This is a genomic window from Stenotrophomonas capsici (assembly GCF_034961085.1).
Classification (GTDB): Bacteria; Pseudomonadota; Gammaproteobacteria; order Xanthomonadales; family Xanthomonadaceae; genus Stenotrophomonas; species Stenotrophomonas capsici.
Genome location: NZ_JAYFUH010000263.1, coordinates 47,654 through 65,215, shown reverse-complemented (window position 1 = coordinate 65,215; position 17,562 = coordinate 47,654). Strand labels below are relative to the sequence as shown.

Annotated in this window: 16 protein-coding genes; 3 read left to right on the top strand and 13 right to left on the bottom strand. The window is 68.2% G+C overall.

Translation table 11 applies throughout. The annotated features are described in order from the left end of the window. Nucleotides 1–42 precede the first annotated feature (42 nt). The 5 genes from xerC to VA603_RS19345 form a co-directional block, all read right to left on the bottom strand. Nucleotides 43–921 carry a tyrosine recombinase XerC gene (xerC, locus tag VA603_RS19365; RefSeq protein WP_132865072.1) on the bottom strand — a complete coding sequence of 293 codons (879 nt, stop codon included), beginning with the start codon at nt 919–921 and terminating at the stop codon, nt 43–45. 16 nt (nt 922–937) lie between these two features. Continuing rightward, the gene (locus tag VA603_RS19360; RefSeq protein ID WP_313252807.1) at nt 938–1,615 is read right to left on the bottom strand and encodes a DUF484 family protein; all 678 of its coding nucleotides are present in this window, start codon (nt 1,613–1,615) and stop codon (nt 938–940) included. Then, nucleotides 1,612–2,463, bottom strand: a complete 852-nt coding sequence (gene dapF / locus VA603_RS19355; RefSeq protein WP_425603758.1) for a diaminopimelate epimerase — start codon at nt 2,461–2,463, stop codon at nt 1,612–1,614. The genes VA603_RS19360 and dapF overlap by 4 nt, the downstream gene beginning before the upstream one ends. Then, a complete protein-coding gene (lptM, locus tag VA603_RS19350; protein WP_132865075.1) occupies nt 2,463–2,696 on the bottom strand; it encodes an LPS translocon maturation chaperone LptM in 234 nt (77 codons plus the stop codon). Before lptM ends, dapF begins: the two co-directional genes overlap by 1 nt. A gap of 179 nt (nt 2,697–2,875) precedes the next feature. Continuing rightward, nucleotides 2,876–4,984, bottom strand: coding sequence for a S9 family peptidase (locus VA603_RS19345; RefSeq protein ID WP_323439805.1), 2,109 nt, complete (start codon nt 4,982–4,984; stop codon nt 2,876–2,878). 121 nt (nt 4,985–5,105) lie between these two features. On the opposite strand from VA603_RS19345, the gene VA603_RS19340 reads away from it, so the two are divergent. Beyond that, nucleotides 5,106–6,308: a pyridoxal phosphate-dependent aminotransferase gene (locus tag VA603_RS19340; RefSeq protein WP_323439804.1), complete on the top strand. Its 1,203-nt coding sequence runs from the start codon at nt 5,106–5,108 to the stop codon at nt 6,306–6,308. A gap of 274 nt (nt 6,309–6,582) precedes the next feature. On the opposite strand, the gene VA603_RS19335 is transcribed toward VA603_RS19340, so the two are convergent. Both VA603_RS19335 and VA603_RS19330 read right to left on the bottom strand, forming a co-directional pair. Beyond that, complete coding sequence (locus VA603_RS19335) at nt 6,583–8,682, bottom strand: prolyl oligopeptidase family serine peptidase (protein ID WP_313252814.1); 2,100 nt, start codon at nt 8,680–8,682, stop codon at nt 6,583–6,585. 68 nt (nt 8,683–8,750) lie between these two features. After that, nucleotides 8,751–9,068 carry a hypothetical protein gene (locus VA603_RS19330; protein ID WP_313252816.1) on the bottom strand — a complete coding sequence of 106 codons (318 nt, stop codon included), beginning with the start codon at nt 9,066–9,068 and terminating at the stop codon, nt 8,751–8,753. Nucleotides 9,069–9,205: 137 nt separating this feature from the next. Here VA603_RS19330 and VA603_RS19325 point away from each other — a divergent pair, with 137 nt between their 5' ends. Beyond that, the gene (locus VA603_RS19325; protein WP_132865080.1) at nt 9,206–9,805 is read left to right on the top strand and encodes a lipocalin family protein; all 600 of its coding nucleotides are present in this window, start codon (nt 9,206–9,208) and stop codon (nt 9,803–9,805) included. A gap of 144 nt (nt 9,806–9,949) precedes the next feature. On the opposite strand, the gene VA603_RS19320 is transcribed toward VA603_RS19325, so the two are convergent. Next, on the bottom strand, nt 9,950–10,915 hold the full coding sequence (locus VA603_RS19320; RefSeq protein WP_132865081.1) for a helix-turn-helix transcriptional regulator: 966 nt from the start codon (nt 10,913–10,915) through the stop codon (nt 9,950–9,952). Between the two features lie 161 nt (nt 10,916–11,076). Here VA603_RS19320 and VA603_RS19315 point away from each other — a divergent pair, with 161 nt between their 5' ends. After that, nucleotides 11,077–11,868: a DUF481 domain-containing protein gene (locus tag VA603_RS19315; protein WP_132865082.1), complete on the top strand. Its 792-nt coding sequence runs from the start codon at nt 11,077–11,079 to the stop codon at nt 11,866–11,868. Between the two features lie 251 nt (nt 11,869–12,119). Here VA603_RS19315 and hemC read toward each other — a convergent pair whose 3' ends face one another. The 5 genes from hemC to VA603_RS19290 form a co-directional block, all read right to left on the bottom strand. Continuing rightward, complete coding sequence (gene hemC, locus VA603_RS19310; protein ID WP_132865083.1) at nt 12,120–13,028, bottom strand: hydroxymethylbilane synthase; 909 nt, start codon at nt 13,026–13,028, stop codon at nt 12,120–12,122. A 91-nt stretch (nt 13,029–13,119) separates the two neighbouring features. Next, nucleotides 13,120–13,785, bottom strand: coding sequence for an alpha/beta hydrolase (locus tag VA603_RS19305; RefSeq protein ID WP_323439803.1), 666 nt, complete (start codon nt 13,783–13,785; stop codon nt 13,120–13,122). Between the two features lie 119 nt (nt 13,786–13,904). Next, nucleotides 13,905–15,821: a glucans biosynthesis glucosyltransferase MdoH gene (mdoH, locus tag VA603_RS19300; protein ID WP_425603757.1), complete on the bottom strand. Its 1,917-nt coding sequence runs from the start codon at nt 15,819–15,821 to the stop codon at nt 13,905–13,907. A 377-nt stretch (nt 15,822–16,198) separates the two neighbouring features. Next, complete coding sequence (locus tag VA603_RS19295) at nt 16,199–16,516, bottom strand: DUF3817 domain-containing protein (protein ID WP_192287302.1); 318 nt, start codon at nt 16,514–16,516, stop codon at nt 16,199–16,201. Nucleotides 16,517–16,616: 100 nt separating this feature from the next. After that, a complete protein-coding gene (locus tag VA603_RS19290) occupies nt 16,617–17,540 on the bottom strand; it encodes a CorA family divalent cation transporter (RefSeq protein ID WP_323439821.1) in 924 nt (307 codons plus the stop codon). Nucleotides 17,541–17,562 lie beyond the last annotated feature (22 nt).

Sequence of the window (17,562 nt, the reverse complement as noted above, 5' to 3'; positions counted from 1 at the left end):
GGACACCACAATCATGGCGACGCCGCGCCTTGACCGACCAGCTCAGCGCTTGCGCTTGGCGCGCGGGTGCGCCGCGTCGTAGACCTTGGCCAGGTGCTGGAAATCCAGGTGCGTGTAGATCTGGGTGGTGGCGATGTCCGAATGCCCGAGCAGTTCCTGCACGCCACGCAGGTCGCCGGAGGACTCCAGGATGTGGCTGGCGAAACTGTGCCGCAGCATGTGCGGGTGCACGTTCTTGAACAGCCCTTGCCGCTGCGCCAGCTGCTTGATGCGGATCTGCACCGCCCGCTGGCTCAACGGGCCGCCGGCGCGCCCCGGGAACACCGGCTTGTCGCCGCTGCCCGCGCTGTCCCTGCGCCAGTCCTGCAGTGCGTTCAACGCATGCGTACCCACCGGCACGCTGCGCTCGCGGTTGCCCTTGCCATGCACCAGCACCAGGCCGCTGGCCATGTCCAGGTCACGCCAGCGCAGTGCGCACAGCTCGCTCAGGCGCAGGCCGGAGGAATAGAACAGTTCCAGCAGTGCGCGGTCGCGCAGGCCCAGCGGTGCATCCGTGGGCAGCTCGACCAGTTGCACCGCTTCATCGGCATCGAGCACCTGCGGCAACTTGCGCGGCGCCTTGGGCGCGCGCAGGCCGGCGGCAGGGCTGGTGTCGATGGCGTTGTTCTTGAGCAGCCACGCATAGAAGCTGCGGCAGGCCGACAGGCGGCGTTGCAGGCTCTTGGCCGCCAGCCCGCGGCGGTGCTCGGCGGCGATGAATTCACGCAACTGGTCGGTGGCCAGCGCCTGCGGGTCGTCGATGCCATGGGCCTGGCACCATTGCGACAATGCGGCGAGGTCACGCTGGTAGGCATCGAGCGTATGCGCGGACATGCGCCGCTCGACCTGCAGGTAGGACAGGAACGCCGGGACGGCGCTCATCGCCGCACGCCCCCGCTCACACCGCGTTGAAACGCTGCAGCCCGACCACCAGCGACTCGCCCATCATGCGCAGGAACAGCGTGCCCATGCCCGGGTAGAAACGGTTCGGGTCATGGCTGCCGACCGCGATCAGGCCTACGCCCGGCAACGGCAGCAACGCGGTGGATGCCACTTCGTCGACCCGTTCGCCGTAGAGCACGTCGTTCTTCTCCGACTGCAGCCGGCCGCAGATCGGCTCGCCATCCTGCAGGCAGTCGTGGAACGGCGCCAGGCGCGGGCTGTCGGCGGCGATGACCTGCAGCCACGGCGCCTGCTCAAGCCCTTCGACCGGCTGCAGGCTGATGATGCGAACCAGGTCACCGGCGAAGTCTTCCTCCAGCGAGGCCGCCATCGCCCGCAACGTGTCCGCTGCCGACGCCTGGCGCATCAACGCCAGGGTCAGCTGGTGCGTGCGCACTGCCAGCCGTTCGTTGATCTGGGCGTTGACGCCCAGGTCGGACAGCCGCCGTGCGAGCTCGCGGTTCTTGTCGCGCAGCACTTCCAGCTGGTAGCTGGCCAGCGACGCGGTCGGGCCATCGTCGCGGGGCACCACCATGGTCAGGGCCAGGTCGGGGAACTGCTTGAGGAAGGTCGGGTGTCGGCGCAGCCAAGCGGCCACCTCGTGTGCCCCGATCTTTTCGGCCGTGTCGTTCATCCTGTCCACTCTCCGTCGAATACGAATGCCGCCGGACCGGACATGACGATTTCCGCCGCATCGTCCGGCCACTGGATACGCAGGTCGCCACCGGGCAGTGACAACACCGCATCGCGCCGCAGCCGCCCCCGCTGCATCAACACCACGGCCGCCGCGCAGGCGCCGCTGCCGCAGGCCAGGGTCTCGCCGACACCGCGCTCGAACACGCGCAGCCGGGCGTGGCCGCTGTCCAACACCTGGGCGAAGCCGACATTGACCGATTCCGGGAACGAGGCATGCTGCTGCAGCAACGGACCGACCCGCTCCACCGGCGCGGCATCGGCCGAGCCGACCTCCAGCACCGCGTGCGGGTTGCCCATCGACACCGCGCCAAACCGCACGTTCTCGCCCTGCAGCGACACGGCGTATTCCTCGCGCGCGCGCGGGAAGCCGACCAACGGGATCCGCTCCGGCTCGAACTCCGGCTTGCCCATGGCCACGGCGTAGTGATCCTCGCCCAACCGCTGCACGGCATGCGTGCGCAACGGGCTGTCGATCAGGAAGTGCTCGCCCTGGGCGGCGCCATCGCGCACCAGCCAGGCCGCCACGCAGCGCGCGCCGTTGCCGCACTGCTGGGAAGTGGACCCATCGGAGTTCCAGATCCGGTAGGACGCCACGGAGGCTTCCGAGCGCGGTGGCTCGATGGTCAGGATCTGGTCACAACCCACGCCGCGGTGGCGGTCGGCCAGGCGCGCGGCAAGGTCCGCGTCCGGCGGGGCCATGCCGGCGCGCAGGTCCAGCACCACGAAATCATTGCCGGCGCCGTGCATCTTGGTGAACGGCAGGCGCCCTGAAACGGACATGCTCATTACGGCTGGGTACCCTCGGCCGGCTTCCTGGCCTGCGCAGGCTCAGTGCCGTCGGTCGGCGGGACAGCGGCGGCATCGTCGGCAGCCGGTGCGTCTTCCGGCACCACCTCCTGCTCTTCGACCGGTACCGGCTTCTGCGGCATCACCAGCGGGCCTTTGTTGCCGCAGGCGGTGAGGGCCAGCAGCGCGCAGGCCACCGGGATGAGCAACAGGGAACGGGACGTCATGTTCATCCCCCGAGTATAGCCACTGGACCATGAAGTCCGGATGGAACTGCGGCTGTTCAGTCACCCATGGATCGCGTCCGCAGGCGCCCGTCGGCCATCCCGCGCAGGGGGCCCGCCCATTGCAGGGCAACCGGGCAGGCACCGGTCATGGTTGCGGGCCGCCCGGGCCCGCAACCGGTTCGGCATTACTGGGCCACGCCCAGCTGCGACAGCACGAAGGCATACGACTCGGCCAGCTCGTGGTAACGCTGGAAGCGACCGGACTTGCCGCCGTGGCCGGCTTCCATGTTGGTGCGGAACACGATCGGCAGGCTGCCGGTGTTCACGTCGCGCAGGCGCGCCACCCACTTGGCCGGCTCCCAGTACTGCACCTGCGAATCCCACAGGCCGGTACCGACGAACAGCGACGGATAGGCCTGGGCGCGCACGTTGTCGTACGGCGAGTAGCTCAGCATGTAGTCGTAGTACGGCTTCTGCTCGGGGTTGCCCCACTCGTCGTACTCGTTGGTGGTCAGCGGGATGCTGGCGTCGAGCATGGTGGTGACCACGTCCACGAACGGCACCTGGGCGACCATCACCCGGTAGTCGCCCGGGGCCTGGTTGGCCACCGCGCCCATCAGCAGGCCGCCGGCACTGCCGCCGGACGCGGCCACGCGGTCCTTGGCGGCATAGCCCTGCGCGACCAGCGCGCGGGTGACGTCGACGAAGTCGTTGAAGGTGTTCTGCTTGTGCAGCAGCTTGCCGTCCTCATACCAGTTGCGGCCCATTTCCTCGCCGCCGCGGATGTGCGCGATGGCGTAGACCAGGCCACGATCAAGCAGGCTGACCACGCTCTGGTTGAAGCCGGGGTCCATCGACATGCCGTAGCTGCCGTAGGCGTACTGGTACAGCGCGGCGCTGCCGTCCTTCCTGAAGCCCTTCTTGTAGACCAGCGACACCGGCACCTTGGCGCCGTCGCGCGCAGTCACCCAGACCCGCTCGGTCTGGTACAGCGACGGGTCGTAGCCGATCACCGGCTGCTGCTTGAGCTGGCGGCGCTCGCCGGTCTTCACGTTGAGCTCGTAGGTGGTGGCCGGCGTGGTCAGCGAGGTGTAGCCGTAGCGCAGCCAGTCGGTGTCGGGCTCGGCATTGACCGACAGACCCATCGAGTACGCCGGCTCGTCGGCCTTGACGAACTCGCTGCGGCCGTCTGCAAACAGCAGGCGCACGCGCTCCAGCGCATCGGCGCGCTCGGCGATGGCGGTGTAGCCGTTGAACAGCTCGAAGCCCTCGACCAGCACCTGCGGGTCGTGCGCCACCCAGTCCTGCCACTGGTCGCGGCGGGTGGCACCTTCCGGCGCGGTGACCAGCTTGAAGTTCTTCGCGCCATCGGCGTTGGTGCGGATCACCCAGCGGCCGTCGAAGTGGTCGGCGTCGTATTCCACGTCGCGCGCGCGCGGGGCGAGCACGGTGAAGGTGCCCGGGTTGGCGGCCGAGGTGTAACGCAGCTCGGAAGACACCGTGCTGTCCACGCCGATGGTGATGAACTTGTCGTCGCGGGTACGGCCGATGCCCATGTAGAAGCTGTCATCGGTTTCCTCGTACACCAGCACGTCGCTGCTGGCCGGGGTACCGAGCACGTGCTTCTTCACCCGCACGGTGAGCAGGGTTTCCGGGTCGTTCTCGACGTAGAACACGGTGCGGTTGTCATCGGCCCAGACCACGTTGGCCGACACCCCGGTGATCACGTCCGGCAGCAGCCGGCCGGTGCCCAGGTCCTTGAAGCGCAGCGTGTACTGGCGACGGCCCACGTCATCCTCGGCCCAGGCCAGGATGCGGTTGTCCTGGCTGACCGCCATGTCGTCGACACCGAAGAAGCCCTTGCCCTCGGCCATGGCGTTGAGGTCCAGCAGCACCTCTTCCGGGGCCTGCATGTCGCCCTTGCGGCGCGCATGGATGGGGTAGTCCTTGCCGGTCTCGTAGCGGGTGTAATACCAGTAACCGCGCTCGCGGTACGGCACGCTGGCATCATCCTGCTTGATGCGCCCGACGATCTCGGCGTACAGCTTGTCCTCCAGCGGCTTGAGCGGCGCCATCAACGCATCGGTGTAGGCGTTCTCGGCGTTGAGGTAGGCCAGCATGGCCGGATCCTCGCGCTTGTCGTCGCGCAGCCAGTAGTACTCGTCCTGGCGCTGCGCACCGAACGGCGCCTTGACCGTGTGCGGACGCTTCTCGACATCCGGCGGAGTGGGCGTTGCGGCGATGGCGGAATTGATCATCAGGCTTGCTACCAACAGACAAAGGGTGGGTTTCACGGAAGGGTTCCCATCGGCGGGGCGGATGCCCGCGCAATGCCGACAGTGTGCCATGGGCAATGCAGCCCTTCGAGACGACATACGGCTGCCAGCACCGGCCTTGCGGCCTATGATGTCGGCGATGAACACCCCAGCCCCCACGCCGTCCGGCTACAGCCGGCGCAGCCACGAGATCGGCCCGTTCCACGTCATGTCCCTGCTGGCCCGCGCCAATGCGCTGGAGCAGGCCGGCCACGATGTGATCCACCTGGAAATCGGCGAGCCCGACTTCACCACCGCCGAGCCGGTCATTCGCGCCGGCCAGGCCGCGCTCGCCGCCGGACATACCCGCTACACCGCCGCGCGTGGCCTGCCGGCGCTGCGCGAGGCCATCGCCGGCTTCTACGCGGACCGCTACCGGTTGCAGATCGATCCGGAGCGCATCCTGGTCACCCCGGGCGGTTCCGGCGCGCTGCTGCTGGCCTCCAGCCTGCTGGTCGACCCGGGCCGGCACTGGCTGCTGGCCGACCCCGGCTATCCGTGCAACCGCCATTTCCTGCGCTTGGTGGAAGGCGCCGCGCAGCTGGTGCCGGTCGGCCCGGACAGCGGTTACCAGCTCACCCCCGAACTGATCGCCGGGCACTGGAACGCCGACAGCGTCGGCGCGCTGGTCGCCTCCCCCGCCAACCCCACCGGCACCACGCTGGACGCCACCCAGCTGGCGGCATTGTCGGCCACCCTGAAGGCTCGCGGCGGCCACCTGGTGGTGGACGAGATCTACCACGGCCTGACCTACGGCTTCGACGCCCCCAGCGTGCTGGAAGTGGACGACGAGGCATTCGTGCTGAACAGCTTCTCCAAGTACTTCGGCATGACCGGCTGGCGGCTGGGTTGGCTGGTGGCGCCCCCGGCCGCGGTACCGGAACTGGAGAAGGTGGCGCAGAACCTGTACATCAGCGCGCCCTCGATGGCGCAGCATGCCGCGCTGGCCTGCTTCGCGCCGGAGACGATCGCCATCTTCGAGCAGCGTCGCGCGCAGTTCCAGCAGCGTCGCGACTACCTGCTGCCCGCCCTGCGCGAGTTGGGCTTCCGCATCGACGTGGCGCCGCAGGGGGCGTTCTACCTGTATTGCGACGTGAGCGCATTCACCGATGACGCGCAGGCCTTCTGCGCGCACTTCCTGGAGACCGAGCACGTGGCATTCACGCCCGGCCTGGACTTCGGCCATCACCGCGCCAACCAGCACGTACGCATCGCCTACACCCAGGACGTGGCCCGGCTGCAGGAGGCGGTGCTGCGGATCGGGCGCGGGTTGGAGCGCTGGCAGGGACAACAGACGACCTGATGACTCCCTTCTCCCGCCTGCGGGGGAAGGTGCCCGCAGGGCGGATGGGGGCTTTGAGCTTTGAGCTTTGAGCTTTGAGCTTTGGGCTTTGAGCTTTGGGCTTTGGGCTTTGAGCTTCGAAAGCGTTCATATGAATTCACCATCAGGACTTCGCTCCTGCCCTCACCCCAACCCCTCTCCCGCCTGCGGGAGAGGGGCTTCAAACAACAAACGCCACCTTCCGGTGGCGTTTGTCGTGTATCAACTCCAGCGCTGCATCAACTCCAGCTGAGCATCACTTCTTGCTCAGCTGCTCCCACAGGAAGCTATAGGCCAGTGCCGACATGTGCGCGGCCTGCGCGTTGTTGGCTGCGCCGCCGTGGCCACCTTCGATGTTCTCGTAGTAGGTCACGTCCTTGCCGGCGTCGATCATCTTGGCCGCCATCTTGCGGGCATGGCCCGGATGCACGCGGTCATCGCGGGTGGAGGTGGTGAACAGCACCGGCGGGTAGCTCTTGGCCGGGTCGAACAGGTGGTACGGCGAGAAGGTCTTGATGAACTCCCAGTCAGCCGTGTCCGGGTTGCCGTACTCGGCCATCCACGAGGCGCCGGCCAGCAGGTGGCTGTAGCGCTTCATGTCCAGCAGGGGCACCTGCACCACCACCGCACCGAACAGCTCCGGGTACTGGGTCAGCATGTTGCCGGTCAGCAGGCCGCCGTTGCTGCCGCCCTGCACGCCCAGGTGCCTGGCCGAGGTGATGTTGCGGCTGACCAGGTCCTGCGCCACTGCCGCCATGTCCTCGTAGGCCTTGTGGCGGTTCTGCTTCAGCGCGGCCTGGTGCCAGCGCGGGCCGTACTCGCCGCCGCCGCGGATGTTGGCCACCACGTACACGCCGCCCTTGTCCAGCCAGGCGCGGCCCATGCCACCGGAGTAGCCCGGGGTCAGCGAGATCTCGAAGCCACCGTAGCCGTACAGCAGGGTCGGGTTGGAGCCATCCAGCTTCATCGCCTTGTCGTGCACCACGAAGTACGGCACGCGGGTGCCGTCCTTGCTGGTGGCGAAATGCTGCTCGATCACCTTGCCGCTGGCGTCGAAGAACGCCGGCATGGTCTTGAGCACTTCCGGCTGCTGGCCGATCTCGGCCAGCGACAGCGTGGTCGGGGTCAGGTAATCGGTGACGGTCATCCACACCGCGTCGCTTTCGTCGGCGTCGACCGCGCCGATGCCAATGGTGCCGAACGCCGGTGCGCCGGTGAAATCACCGGTGGTCCAGCCGTTGGCACCGTGGGTCAGCACCTGCAGGCGGTTCTTGACGTCGTCCAGCACGTTCAGCACCACGTGCGACTTGGTCCAGGACATGCCGGCCAGCGACGTCGTTTCGGTCGGTGCGAACAGCACGTCGAACTCGCGCTTGCCGGCCATGAAGTCATCGAACTTCGTGGCCAGCAGCGAACCGGCGGCGTAGGTCTTGCCACCCACGGTCCACGGCTCGCGCAGCTCCAGGGTCAGCCACTCGCGGCGCACGCCCTTCTCGGCCGAATTCGGCGCATCGATCTTGGTCAGCTTGCCGTCGGCGCCGAGCACGAACAGCTCGTTGTTGTAGAAGGCGATGGTGCGGCTGACGTAGTTGCGCTCGAAGCCCGGGGTGTCGTCGTGCATCGCGGCGATGTACATGTCCTCCGGCTTGCCTTCGTACACGGTCGTGGCCGAGGCCATCGGCGTGCCGCGGCGCCACTGCTTGACCACGCGCGGGTAGCCGGACGTGGTCATCGAGCCATCACCGAAGTCGGTGTAGACGAACACGTTGTCCTGGTCGATCCAGCCCAGGCCACCCTTGGCTTCCGGACGGAAGAAACCGTCCTTGATCCAGTCCTTCCTGGACAGGTCGAACTCGCGGGTGACGTCGGCATCGGCGCCGCCGCGCGAAAGCGCGATCAGGCAGCGGGTGTACTCCGGGCGCAGGCAGTTGGCGCCATGCCACACCCAGTTCTCGCCCTCGGCCTTGTTCAGCGCGTCCAGGTCCAGCACGGTTTCCCACAGCGGCTCGGCCTTGCGGTACTCCACCAGCGTGGTCCGGCGCCACACGCCGCGCTCGTGCTGCTTGTCCTTCCAGAAGTTGTAGTAGTAGTCGCCGATCTTCTCCACGCCCGGGATCTTGGCGTCCGAATCCAGCACCTCGCGGATGCCGGCTTCCATCTGCCGGAACTGCGGGGTCTGCGCCAGGCGGCCCTCGGAACGGGCGTTCTGCTCCTTCACCCACGCCAGCGGCTTGTCGCCGGTGACGTCTTCCAGCCAGGCGTAGTTGTCCTGGGGTTCGTCAGCGGCCATGGCGGCACCGGCCAGGCCAGAGGAGATCAGGCCTGCAACGAGGCAGGCGGAGGTGATTCGGGACATGTGTGCTCCACGCGGACATAGGCCGCGAACGCTAGCACAGGCCCTGCCCCACCTCCCCCTGTCGAAGGTCAGGCCACCTGCGACCAGCGCGCCCGGACCGGACGGCGTGCGCGGCGCGCCTGCGGGCCACGGCGGCGCGGTGCCGCCTGGCGGTTGCGCCAGCGCGCAGGCAGGCGGAAGCGGTACAGGGCCCACCATGCGCTCAACGGCATGCCGACCAGCCACAACGGCAACCAGCCGATCCACTCGCTGTGGCCTCGCGCCGCCGGCCATACCACTACCAGGGCCAACCCTGCCATCACGGCTTGCCTGACGCAACGCAGCACCCGCGGATCGGGGGTCGGCTCAGGGTGACGGCGGGATGACGAAGCAGCAGGCTTGGACATGACGTTCTCCGGCAATGGGACGGGTGTTGGCGTGCATCCTCGCCATCGGCCATCTCACGGACTGCGACCTGCCATTGACGCGCCCATCGCTGCCCGTCGAACATGCTGCCGTCATCAACCATGGCGCGTCCTACGCAATGCGACTCATTCCCGCGATCCTGTCCGCCCTGCTGCTGAGCTTCACCCTGCCGCTGGCCCCTGCACATGCGCAGGACCCGGCTGCCGCCGCCCCGGTCGTGGAGGGCGATGCCGACGGCCCGATCGACCTGCAGCGCTTCATGGGCCGCTGGTACGTGATTGGCCGGGTGCCCAACTTCGTCGAGCGTGGCCACGTGGCCAGCGTCAACACCTACTCGCTGACGGACGGGGACAAGGTCGCCATCCGCTACCAGTTCCGCGACGGCTTCAACGAGCCCGAGGAGGAGATCAACATCCGCGCCAAGGTCGATGACGACAGTGGCAACCGGCGCTGGCGCACCTGGTTCTACAAGATCGTGCCGACCCACTCGCGCATCCTGGAAGTGGCACCGGACTATTCCTGGGCCCTGATCGGCTACCCGGGCCGCGAGATGGCCTGGATCTTCGCCCGCCAGCCGGACATGGATGCGGCTACCTACCGGGCGCTGGCACTGCGCCTGCGCGACAAGTACGACGTCAACACCGACAAGCTCAAGCGCGTGCCGCAACACCCGGCGCAGGTGGACAGGCTGGGTTTCGAGGTACCGAACAAGAAGTAGCCACGGCTGGCCGGATCGGCCACCGGAACCCCCGCGCCCTTCGCCGTGGCCTGCACGACGCCACGGCGCACTGCCTGGCGATCACTGCCGCAGGGTGCTCACGGAAGCCGGGGCGCAGCATCCGCCCCGGTGCGGCGCTTGACGTCAGTCGTAATTGCTCAGGGCCAGCGACAACAGCGCCTTGGCCTGTTCGCGCAGCGACTGTGGCTCGACGATTTCCGCGTCCGAACCGTAATGCAGCACGTCCATCAGCAGCTCGCGCGACACGCTGTAGGGCACCTTCAGTTCATAACGCCCATCCGGCAGGAACCGCCCCTGCTGCTTGGAGTGCCAGTGTTCGTCAGCCACCCAGCGGGCGGCCTTGGCACTGAACACGATGGTCGCCCAGCCCTTGGGGGCACCGGAAAAGATGCCGTAGCTGGCGGCCAGCTGCTCGTTCAGCTCTTCATCCGGCACGTCGCGGGCCGGCTGTTCGAGCAGCCGGGCCTGGTGGATGCGGTCCACCGCGAAACTGCGCACCGCCTCGCGGGTATGGTCCCAGGCGTCCAGGTACCAGTTGTCGCGGTAATGGGTGATGCGCTGCGGTGACACCGTGCGGCGGGTGGCCTCGTCGGTGGAACGGGCACGGTATTCGAAGGACAGCTGCTTGCGCTCGAGCACGCCCGAGGCCACGGTGCGGAAACTGGCCTCGTCCAGCTTGCGACCGCGGTGCGGGATGACCCGGACCCGCTCGACCGGCCAGGAGGACGCCCCGGCCTGGGCCGCGAGCAGGCTCTCGATGCGCTGCTGCAACGGCGCCAGCACCGAGGACAGCACGCCGCCACTGGTCCGCGCCAGCAGGTGCTGGGAGGCCAGCAACGCATGCAGCTCCTCGGAACTGAGCCACAGCCCGGGCAACTCGAAACGGTCGCTTTCGGCGGTCTGGTAGCGGAAGCCGGCGTCGCCATCGCCCTCCACCGGCGCCATCAGCGCGTCGCGCAGAAAGGCCAGATCGCGGTAAACCGTGGCACGGGAACAGCCCAATTCCTCCTGCAGCCGCACCACCGTGATGGGGTAGCGGGCGGACTTGAGCAGACGATGCAGCGCATTGATGCGTTCATAGCGGTCCATGGCCCGATTATGTCCGAAGTTCAGCGCCGGTTGGGGTCCGGCAACCGCTCCTGCCCGCCTAACCGCGTCTGAAGCAGGGCCATCGGCACGGGTCCGGCGCCGGACCCATCCGGTATCATGAAACCGTTTACTTGCCCGCCTTGGCCCCGGAGATTCAATCGATGTCCCTGCGTGTTTCCCTGCTCCTGCCGTTGCTGCTGTGCGCCCCGGCCGCCTGGGCCGACGACGGCCAGACCCCCGACGAGGCCACCCTGGCAGCCATGACCTCCCCCTGGAGCGGCAGCGGCGGCGAACTGGGTTTCGCCTCGGCCCACGGCAACAGCAACACCGAGAGCTTCAACGGCCGCCTCAAGCTGCGCTACACCGACGATGACTGGGTGCACAGCATGGACCTGTTCGGCCTGCGCTCCAGCTCCGAGTACACCGAGACCAGCGACGACGGCACCAGCAAGCGCACCCGCCAGACCACCGCCAACCGCTACACGGCCAGCGCCGGCAGTGCGCTGCAGTTGGGCGAGCATCGCCAGATCACCGCCACCGGGCGCTATGAACGGGACGATTTCGCCACCTACGACCGCCAGGCCAGCTTCGGTCTCGGCTACGGTACCCGCCTGATCGACGGCGAGCGGCTGATCCTGGACACCCAGATCGGCCCCGGCGTGCGCCGCAGCCACAATGCCGATACCGACGAAAACCGCGTCGGCCTGATCGGCCGCGGCCTGTTCGACCTGAAGTACACCATCACCGACAACACCGAACTGGTGAACACGTTGCTGGTGGAATCGGGCTCGTACAACACCTTCGCGCAGAATGATTTCGGCGTGTCGGTGAACATGAACAAGCACTTCGCGCTGAAGGCCGGCTGGCAGGCCCGCCACAACAGCGACGTCACCGAAGACAAGCGCAAGACCGATACGCTGACCACGATGAACGTGGTTTACAGCTTCAAGTAAGCGAGCGCGCGGGATCCTTGAAGAAGCCGGCTTTCGCCGGCTTTTTCATGCGCGGGTGCTTTGGATGGATGCGGCGGGATGCCTTCCGCGAACGGAACCATCATCGGCTTGGCGGCCGAGGCCGTTCCTGCGGCAGCGCGGCGATCTGCCCCCTCCCTTGAGCACAGCTCAGGGGAGGGCTGGGGAGGGGTGCTCCTGGCAACGGGGCGGGGTATCGACTTCGTGGCCGGGATCGCGCCTACGCGGGCCGCTCAACGCAGCAGTTCACCCGCGCCACCATCGAGCAGCCTGCTCGCCACGCTGCGGCCCAACGCCTCCGGGTCCGTCGCCGGCCCCTGCCCTTCGGCGCGGACGATGCGGCCATCGGCCACGCCGCCCACCAGCCCCTGCAACCACAGGTCCTGGCCCCGCCATTGCGCCAGGCCGGCCACCGGCACGTGGCAGCTGCCATCCAAGGCGCGGTTCATCGCCCGCTCGGCCTCCACGCAGCTGCGGGTCGGCGCATCGTCCAGCGCCGCCACCAGCGCGATCACCGCGTCGGCATCGGTCCGGCATTCGATCGCCACCGCGGCCTGCGCCGGTGCCGGCAGCCATTGTGGCGCCACCAGCCGGCTGCGGATGCGCGCTTCCAGCGCCAGCCGCTCCAGGCCCGCGCAGGCCAGGATGATGGCGTCGTACTCGCCGGCGTCGAGCTTGCCCAGGCGCGTGTTGACGTTGCCGCGCAGGTCGCGGGTGAGCAGGTCCGGGCGCAGCGCGCGCAACTGCGCCTGGCGGCGCAGCGAGGACGTGCCCACCACCGCGCCGGCCGGCAGGTCGTCCAGCGTGTCGTACTGGTTGGAAACGAAGGCATCGGCCGGATCGGCGCGGGTGAGGATGGCCGGCAGCGCGAACGGTGCCTCCAGCTCCATCGGCACGTCCTTGAGCGAATGCACCGCGCAGTCGGCCTCGCCACGCAGCATCGCCAGCTCCAGCTCCTTCAGGAACAGGCCCTTGCCGCCGATGGCCGCCAGCGAGCGGTCCAGCACCTCGTCGCCGCGGGTGCTCATCGGCACCAGTTCCACCGCCAGCCCCGGGTGGGCCTGGCGCAGGCGGTCAGCGACGTGTTCGCTCTGCCACAGGGCGAGCGGGCTCTTACGGGTAGCAATGCGCAGGATGGTCATGCGGCCATTATCGCCGCTGGCGACGCTCGCTCACAGCGTGCATGGCCCAGCCAGGGTGCGGACAAGGCCGCAACAACTGCCGGAAGCCCACTCAGCCGGCGCTGAAACGCGCCTGCAGCCAGTCGCCCAGCGCGTGGATTTCCTCGGCGCAGACCTGGTGCGCCATCGGATAGCGGTGCCATTCCAGCTCGAAGCCCAGCGCCTTGAGCACCTGGGCGCTGTTCTCGGCGACCTGCACCGGGATCACCGGATCGGCGCTGCCGTGGGCCATGAAGACCGGCTGCGTGTTGGCACCGGCGGCCAACTGGTCGGTCGCGGCGTCCACTTCCGGCAGGTAGGTCGACAGCGCCACCAGTCCGGCCAGTTGCGTACGCCGCTGCAGGCCCGCCGACAGGGTGATCGCACCGCCCTGCGAGAAGCCGGCCAGCACGATGTGGTCCAGTGCGATGCCACGGGCCTGCTCGCGTGCGATCAGCGCCTCCACCTGCGCCACCGATTCGGCCACGCCGCTGGCGTCGGCGCGGCTGCGGAAATCCATGCTGACGATGTCGTACCACGCGCGCATCGGCATGCCACCGTTGATGGTGACCGCGCGCTTGGGGGCATGCGGGAACACGAAGCGGATCGCCGGCCAGTGCGGGCGCACCAGCTCCGGCACGATGGGGGCGAAATCGTGCCCGTCAGCGCCCAGACCGTGCAACCAGATGACCGACCATTCCGGCGCCGCGCCGGTTTCCTGCTCCACCGTTTCCAACATCTGCATGACTCCCGAAGACGAAGCGGGATTATGCCGCCTGGCCGCGGCGCGATGTTCAGGCCGACGGTTCAACGGCCACTGCCCGGGGACCGGTACGTGCCCGGGCCCGGTGGCGGCAGTCAGTCCTGCAGCGGTTCGCGCACCGCAGCCGCGCGCAGTTCGGCGGCACGCACCAGCACCTGCGGCGGGTGGCTTTCCTCCGGGATGCACAGCAGGCCGTGACGGCGCAGCCAGTCACCCACCTTGCGCGAGGAGGTCCAGGCCACCACCGGTACCGCCAGCGCCATGCCCACCACCACCGGCGCCATCCACGCCGCCAGTGGTGGCGACACCGCATATGCCATGGCACCGACCATCAGGCCGAACAGGCTCAGGCCACCGTAGCCACGCAGCAGCGCGCCCCAGGAAATGCTGCCGTCGTCGCGCTGCTGCGCATCCCAGCCGGAGTCCTTGCCGGCCAGCACTTCGGCCACGCCACGCGACTGCACGTACATCACCACCGGCGCCATCAGCGCCGCCAGCAGGGTTTCCAGCACCATCGAGACGAAGGCGCGCAGCGCGCCGCCGCAACCAATGCGTTCGCTGCGCGAGGTCAGCATCGCCACGTAGCCCATGGCCTTGGGCGCAAGCAGCACCGCCATGGTGATCGCGAACACCCAGAGCACGCCGTCCTGGTCCAGGCCGCGCCAGTAATGCGACGGGGACATGCGCAGGTGCACTTCCTCGGCCAGGTCGATGCCGCCATGGATCAGCGGGATCGCCACGCCGATCAGCATCAGCATCGCCCACATCGGCGCGGTGAAGTAATGGCCGATGCCGATCATCATGTGCACGCGGCTGATCCAGTGCAGGCCGGACGTCCCCACCACCTTGGCGTGCTGCAGGTTGCCCTGGCACCAGCGGCGGTCGCGGATCAGCAGGTCGGTCAACGTCGGCGGGCCTTCCTCGTAGCTGCCCTGCAGGTACGGCACCATGTGCGCGGCCCAGCCGCCCCGGCGGATCAGCGCCGCTTCCACGAAGTCATGGCTGAGGACATGGCCGCCGAACGGCTTGCGCCCCGGCAGCTCCGGCAGCCCGGCCTGCTCGGCGAAGGCGCGGGTGCGGATGACCGCGTTGTGCCCCCAGTAGTTGCTCTCGGCGCCATGCCACCAGGCCACGCCGTAGGCCATCACCGGGCCATACACGCGCCCGCCGAACTGCTGCATGCGGGCAAAGGCGGTGCGCCCGTTGACCACCGCCGGCAGCGACTGGATCAGGCCCACGTTGGGGTGGTTCTCCATCGCCGACACCAGCCGCACGATGACATCACCGGTCATCAGGCTGTCCGCGTCCAGGATCAGCATCTGCGGGTATGCACCACCGAAGCGGCGCACCCAGTCGGCGATGTTGCCGGCCTTGCGGCCGACGTTGCTGGCGCGGCGCCGGTAGAACAGCCGCCCTTCCCCGCCGGTGGCAGCGACCAGGCGCGCGAACACCTGTTCCTCGGCACGGCCGATGGCGTCGCGGGTGGTGTCGCTGAGCACGAAGAAGTCGAAGTTCTCGAGCTGGCCGGTGGCGGCGACCGATTCGTAGATGGCCTGCAGGCCGGCCATCATCCGGCGCGGGTCCTCGTTGTAGGTCGGCATCAGCAGCGCGGTGCGGCTGCGCAGCGTCGGCAGCGGCGTGTCCGGGTAGATGCCCAGCTTGCGCCGGCCGCGCAGCAACGTCTGCAGGCCGGCCAGGCTGCCAACGAAGGACAGCGCGACCCAGGCAAACAGCAGCACGAACAGCACCAGCAGCACGCCTTCGAGCACGTTCAGGCCACCGTTGAGCAGCACCCGCGCCATCATCCAGGTCGCGCCAACGGTCATCAGCGCGGTGGTGCCGAACACGTACAGGCGACGCAGGCCGATGTTGGGCGGGGCGGTGTCCTGGCGCGGCACCTGCAGGCGGCCGGTGCGCAGCGATTGCTCCGGCATCTCCAGCGGGTGTTCACCCGGCAGGATGGCGATGCCTGCATCGAGGGCGGCGGTGGTCTCGGTCACGGAGCTACTCATTGCCGCGCTGCCCCGGGGATCACGAAGGAAACGAACCGCTGCCCGGCAACGTGTTGCTGATTGTCTCGGTGTAGCACCAGAAATCCTTGAAGAGGGAACGCGTTGTGCGTTGAAGGCCAGAAGGGCAAAGGTGGACCGATGCCGCGGGGCATCGGCGACGCACCGGGGGAACACCCTCCGGTGGTACGGGAGCCCCCTCGACCGCACCACCCGGCCCTGCGGACCAGCGCAGCGCCACGACCCGGCGCTGCAGGGGCGCATTATCCATGATCGCGCGTGACCACCAAAACGGTCATCGACCGCTGTTTCACTGCTGTTCGGGCACGGTTGAAGCAAAACCGACGAGGCCCGCGTCGCGGGCCCCGGGATGAAAACGGTTACGGCGCCGAGCCGTCACGCGCGGACAACAGGCCAATGCGGCGGAACCACATCTCCAGTGGCACGGTCACCAGCGGCGGCACCGCCGCGACCAGCGCCACCAGCATCGCCCACAGCGGCCAGCGCAGTTTGATCCAGGCGTACAGGCAGATGGCGACGTAGAAGAGGAAGGCAATGCCATGCAGCGGCCCGAAGATGCGCACGCCCAGGTCGGTGAGTTCCAGGCCACGCTTGAGCAGCATGCCGACCAACAACCCTGCCCAGGTGACGCCTTCGATCAATGCGGCGGCGGCGAACAGCTTTCCTGCAGGGGACATCGGCTTGACGGGCATTGCGGCTCCTGGAACACGTGGGGAGACGCGATTGTAGGTGGCCGGGCGCTGCCGGTTAAGGGGCATGCCGGCGCCCGGCGCGCGCTCAGATCCAGCCGCGCCGCCTGAACCATGCCAACGGCACAACGATGCTCAGCAGCACCACGCCCAAGGCGATCGCGTAACCGTAATGCCAGTGCAGCTCCGGCATCGCGGCGAAGTTCATGCCCCACACGCCAACCAGCACCGTCGGCGGGATACCCACCACCGAGGCCACCGCCATCACCTTCATCACTTCGTTCTGGTCCATGTTGATCAGGCCCAGCACGCTGTCGAGCAGGAATTCGTTGCGGTCCCCCAGCTGCTGCTCGAACTCGCTCAGCGAGGTCAGGTCCTTGAGCACCAGCTTGATCCGCCTGGGCGCCTCGGCGCCGAACCACTCCGGCGCCGACTCATCCAGGTAATTCACCATCCGCAACAGCCCGTGCAGGGTGTTGTGCATGGCACTGATGCGCCGCCCCATCACCCCCACCTCGTGCAGCATGCCCTCCAGCCGGTGCGAGGCGCGGCGCCCCTTGGGGTGGTTGAAGGCCTGCCGCGAGAACTCGCTCATCGTGCTCTCCAGCGATTCCAGCTGGTCGGCCAGGTGGTCGACGATGTGCTCGATCACGCGCAGGAACAGGTCCGCCGCGCCCACGCAGGGGTGCTTGCCCAGGTCGGCCTCCAGGCCGTCGAGCACGTCCAGCGTGTGCTCGCGCTGCACCACCAGTGCATGCGGGGCGACCACGAAGCCCAGCGGCGCAACCACGTGGTCCACCGCGTACTGGAAGCGCGGTAGGTTCAGCACCAGCGCCTCGCCCTCGCGCCGGACCCGGCTGCTGAACTCGATCTCGCTGATGCCGGCCCGGTCCGGGATGGCGAACCCCACCTGCCGGGAGGCCTGGTCCAGTTCCTCCGGCGTGGGCTGGCACAGGTCCACCCACAGCGCCGGTGGCGTGGCGGACGGGGTGATGGGACGGCAATGCAGCATCGACGGCACCTGCAACGGGAAA

Excerpts from the sequence above, each read along its gene's own strand:
- xerC (WP_132865072.1), bottom strand. The coding sequence starts at position 921 with ATGAGCGCCGTCCCGGCGTTCCTGTCCTACCTGCAGGTCGAGCGGCGC.
- VA603_RS19295 (WP_192287302.1), bottom strand. The coding sequence starts at position 16,516 with ATGTCCCCTGCAGGAAAGCTGTTCGCCGCCGCCGCATTGATCGAAGGC.
- VA603_RS19305 (WP_323439803.1), bottom strand. The coding sequence starts at position 13,785 with ATGTTGGAAACGGTGGAGCAGGAAACCGGCGCGGCGCCGGAATGGTCG.
- mdoH (WP_425603757.1), bottom strand. The coding sequence starts at position 15,821 with ATGAGTAGCTCCGTGACCGAGACCACCGCCGCCCTCGATGCAGGCATC.
- VA603_RS19335 (WP_313252814.1), bottom strand. The coding sequence starts at position 8,682 with ATGTCCCGAATCACCTCCGCCTGCCTCGTTGCAGGCCTGATCTCCTCT.
- VA603_RS19330 (WP_313252816.1), bottom strand. The coding sequence starts at position 9,068 with ATGTCCAAGCCTGCTGCTTCGTCATCCCGCCGTCACCCTGAGCCGACC.
- hemC (WP_132865083.1), bottom strand. The coding sequence starts at position 13,028 with ATGACCATCCTGCGCATTGCTACCCGTAAGAGCCCGCTCGCCCTGTGG.
- VA603_RS19340 (WP_323439804.1), top strand. The coding sequence starts at position 5,106 with ATGAACACCCCAGCCCCCACGCCGTCCGGCTACAGCCGGCGCAGCCAC.
- VA603_RS19325 (WP_132865080.1), top strand. The coding sequence starts at position 9,206 with ATGCGACTCATTCCCGCGATCCTGTCCGCCCTGCTGCTGAGCTTCACC.
- dapF (WP_425603758.1), bottom strand. The coding sequence starts at position 2,463 with ATGAGCATGTCCGTTTCAGGGCGCCTGCCGTTCACCAAGATGCACGGC.
- lptM (WP_132865075.1), bottom strand. The coding sequence starts at position 2,696 with ATGAACATGACGTCCCGTTCCCTGTTGCTCATCCCGGTGGCCTGCGCG.
- VA603_RS19360 (WP_313252807.1), bottom strand. The coding sequence starts at position 1,615 with ATGAACGACACGGCCGAAAAGATCGGGGCACACGAGGTGGCCGCTTGG.
- VA603_RS19315 (WP_132865082.1), top strand. The coding sequence starts at position 11,077 with ATGTCCCTGCGTGTTTCCCTGCTCCTGCCGTTGCTGCTGTGCGCCCCG.
- VA603_RS19290 (WP_323439821.1), bottom strand. The coding sequence starts at position 17,540 with ATGCTGCATTGCCGTCCCATCACCCCGTCCGCCACGCCACCGGCGCTG.
- VA603_RS19320 (WP_132865081.1), bottom strand. The coding sequence starts at position 10,915 with ATGGACCGCTATGAACGCATCAATGCGCTGCATCGTCTGCTCAAGTCC.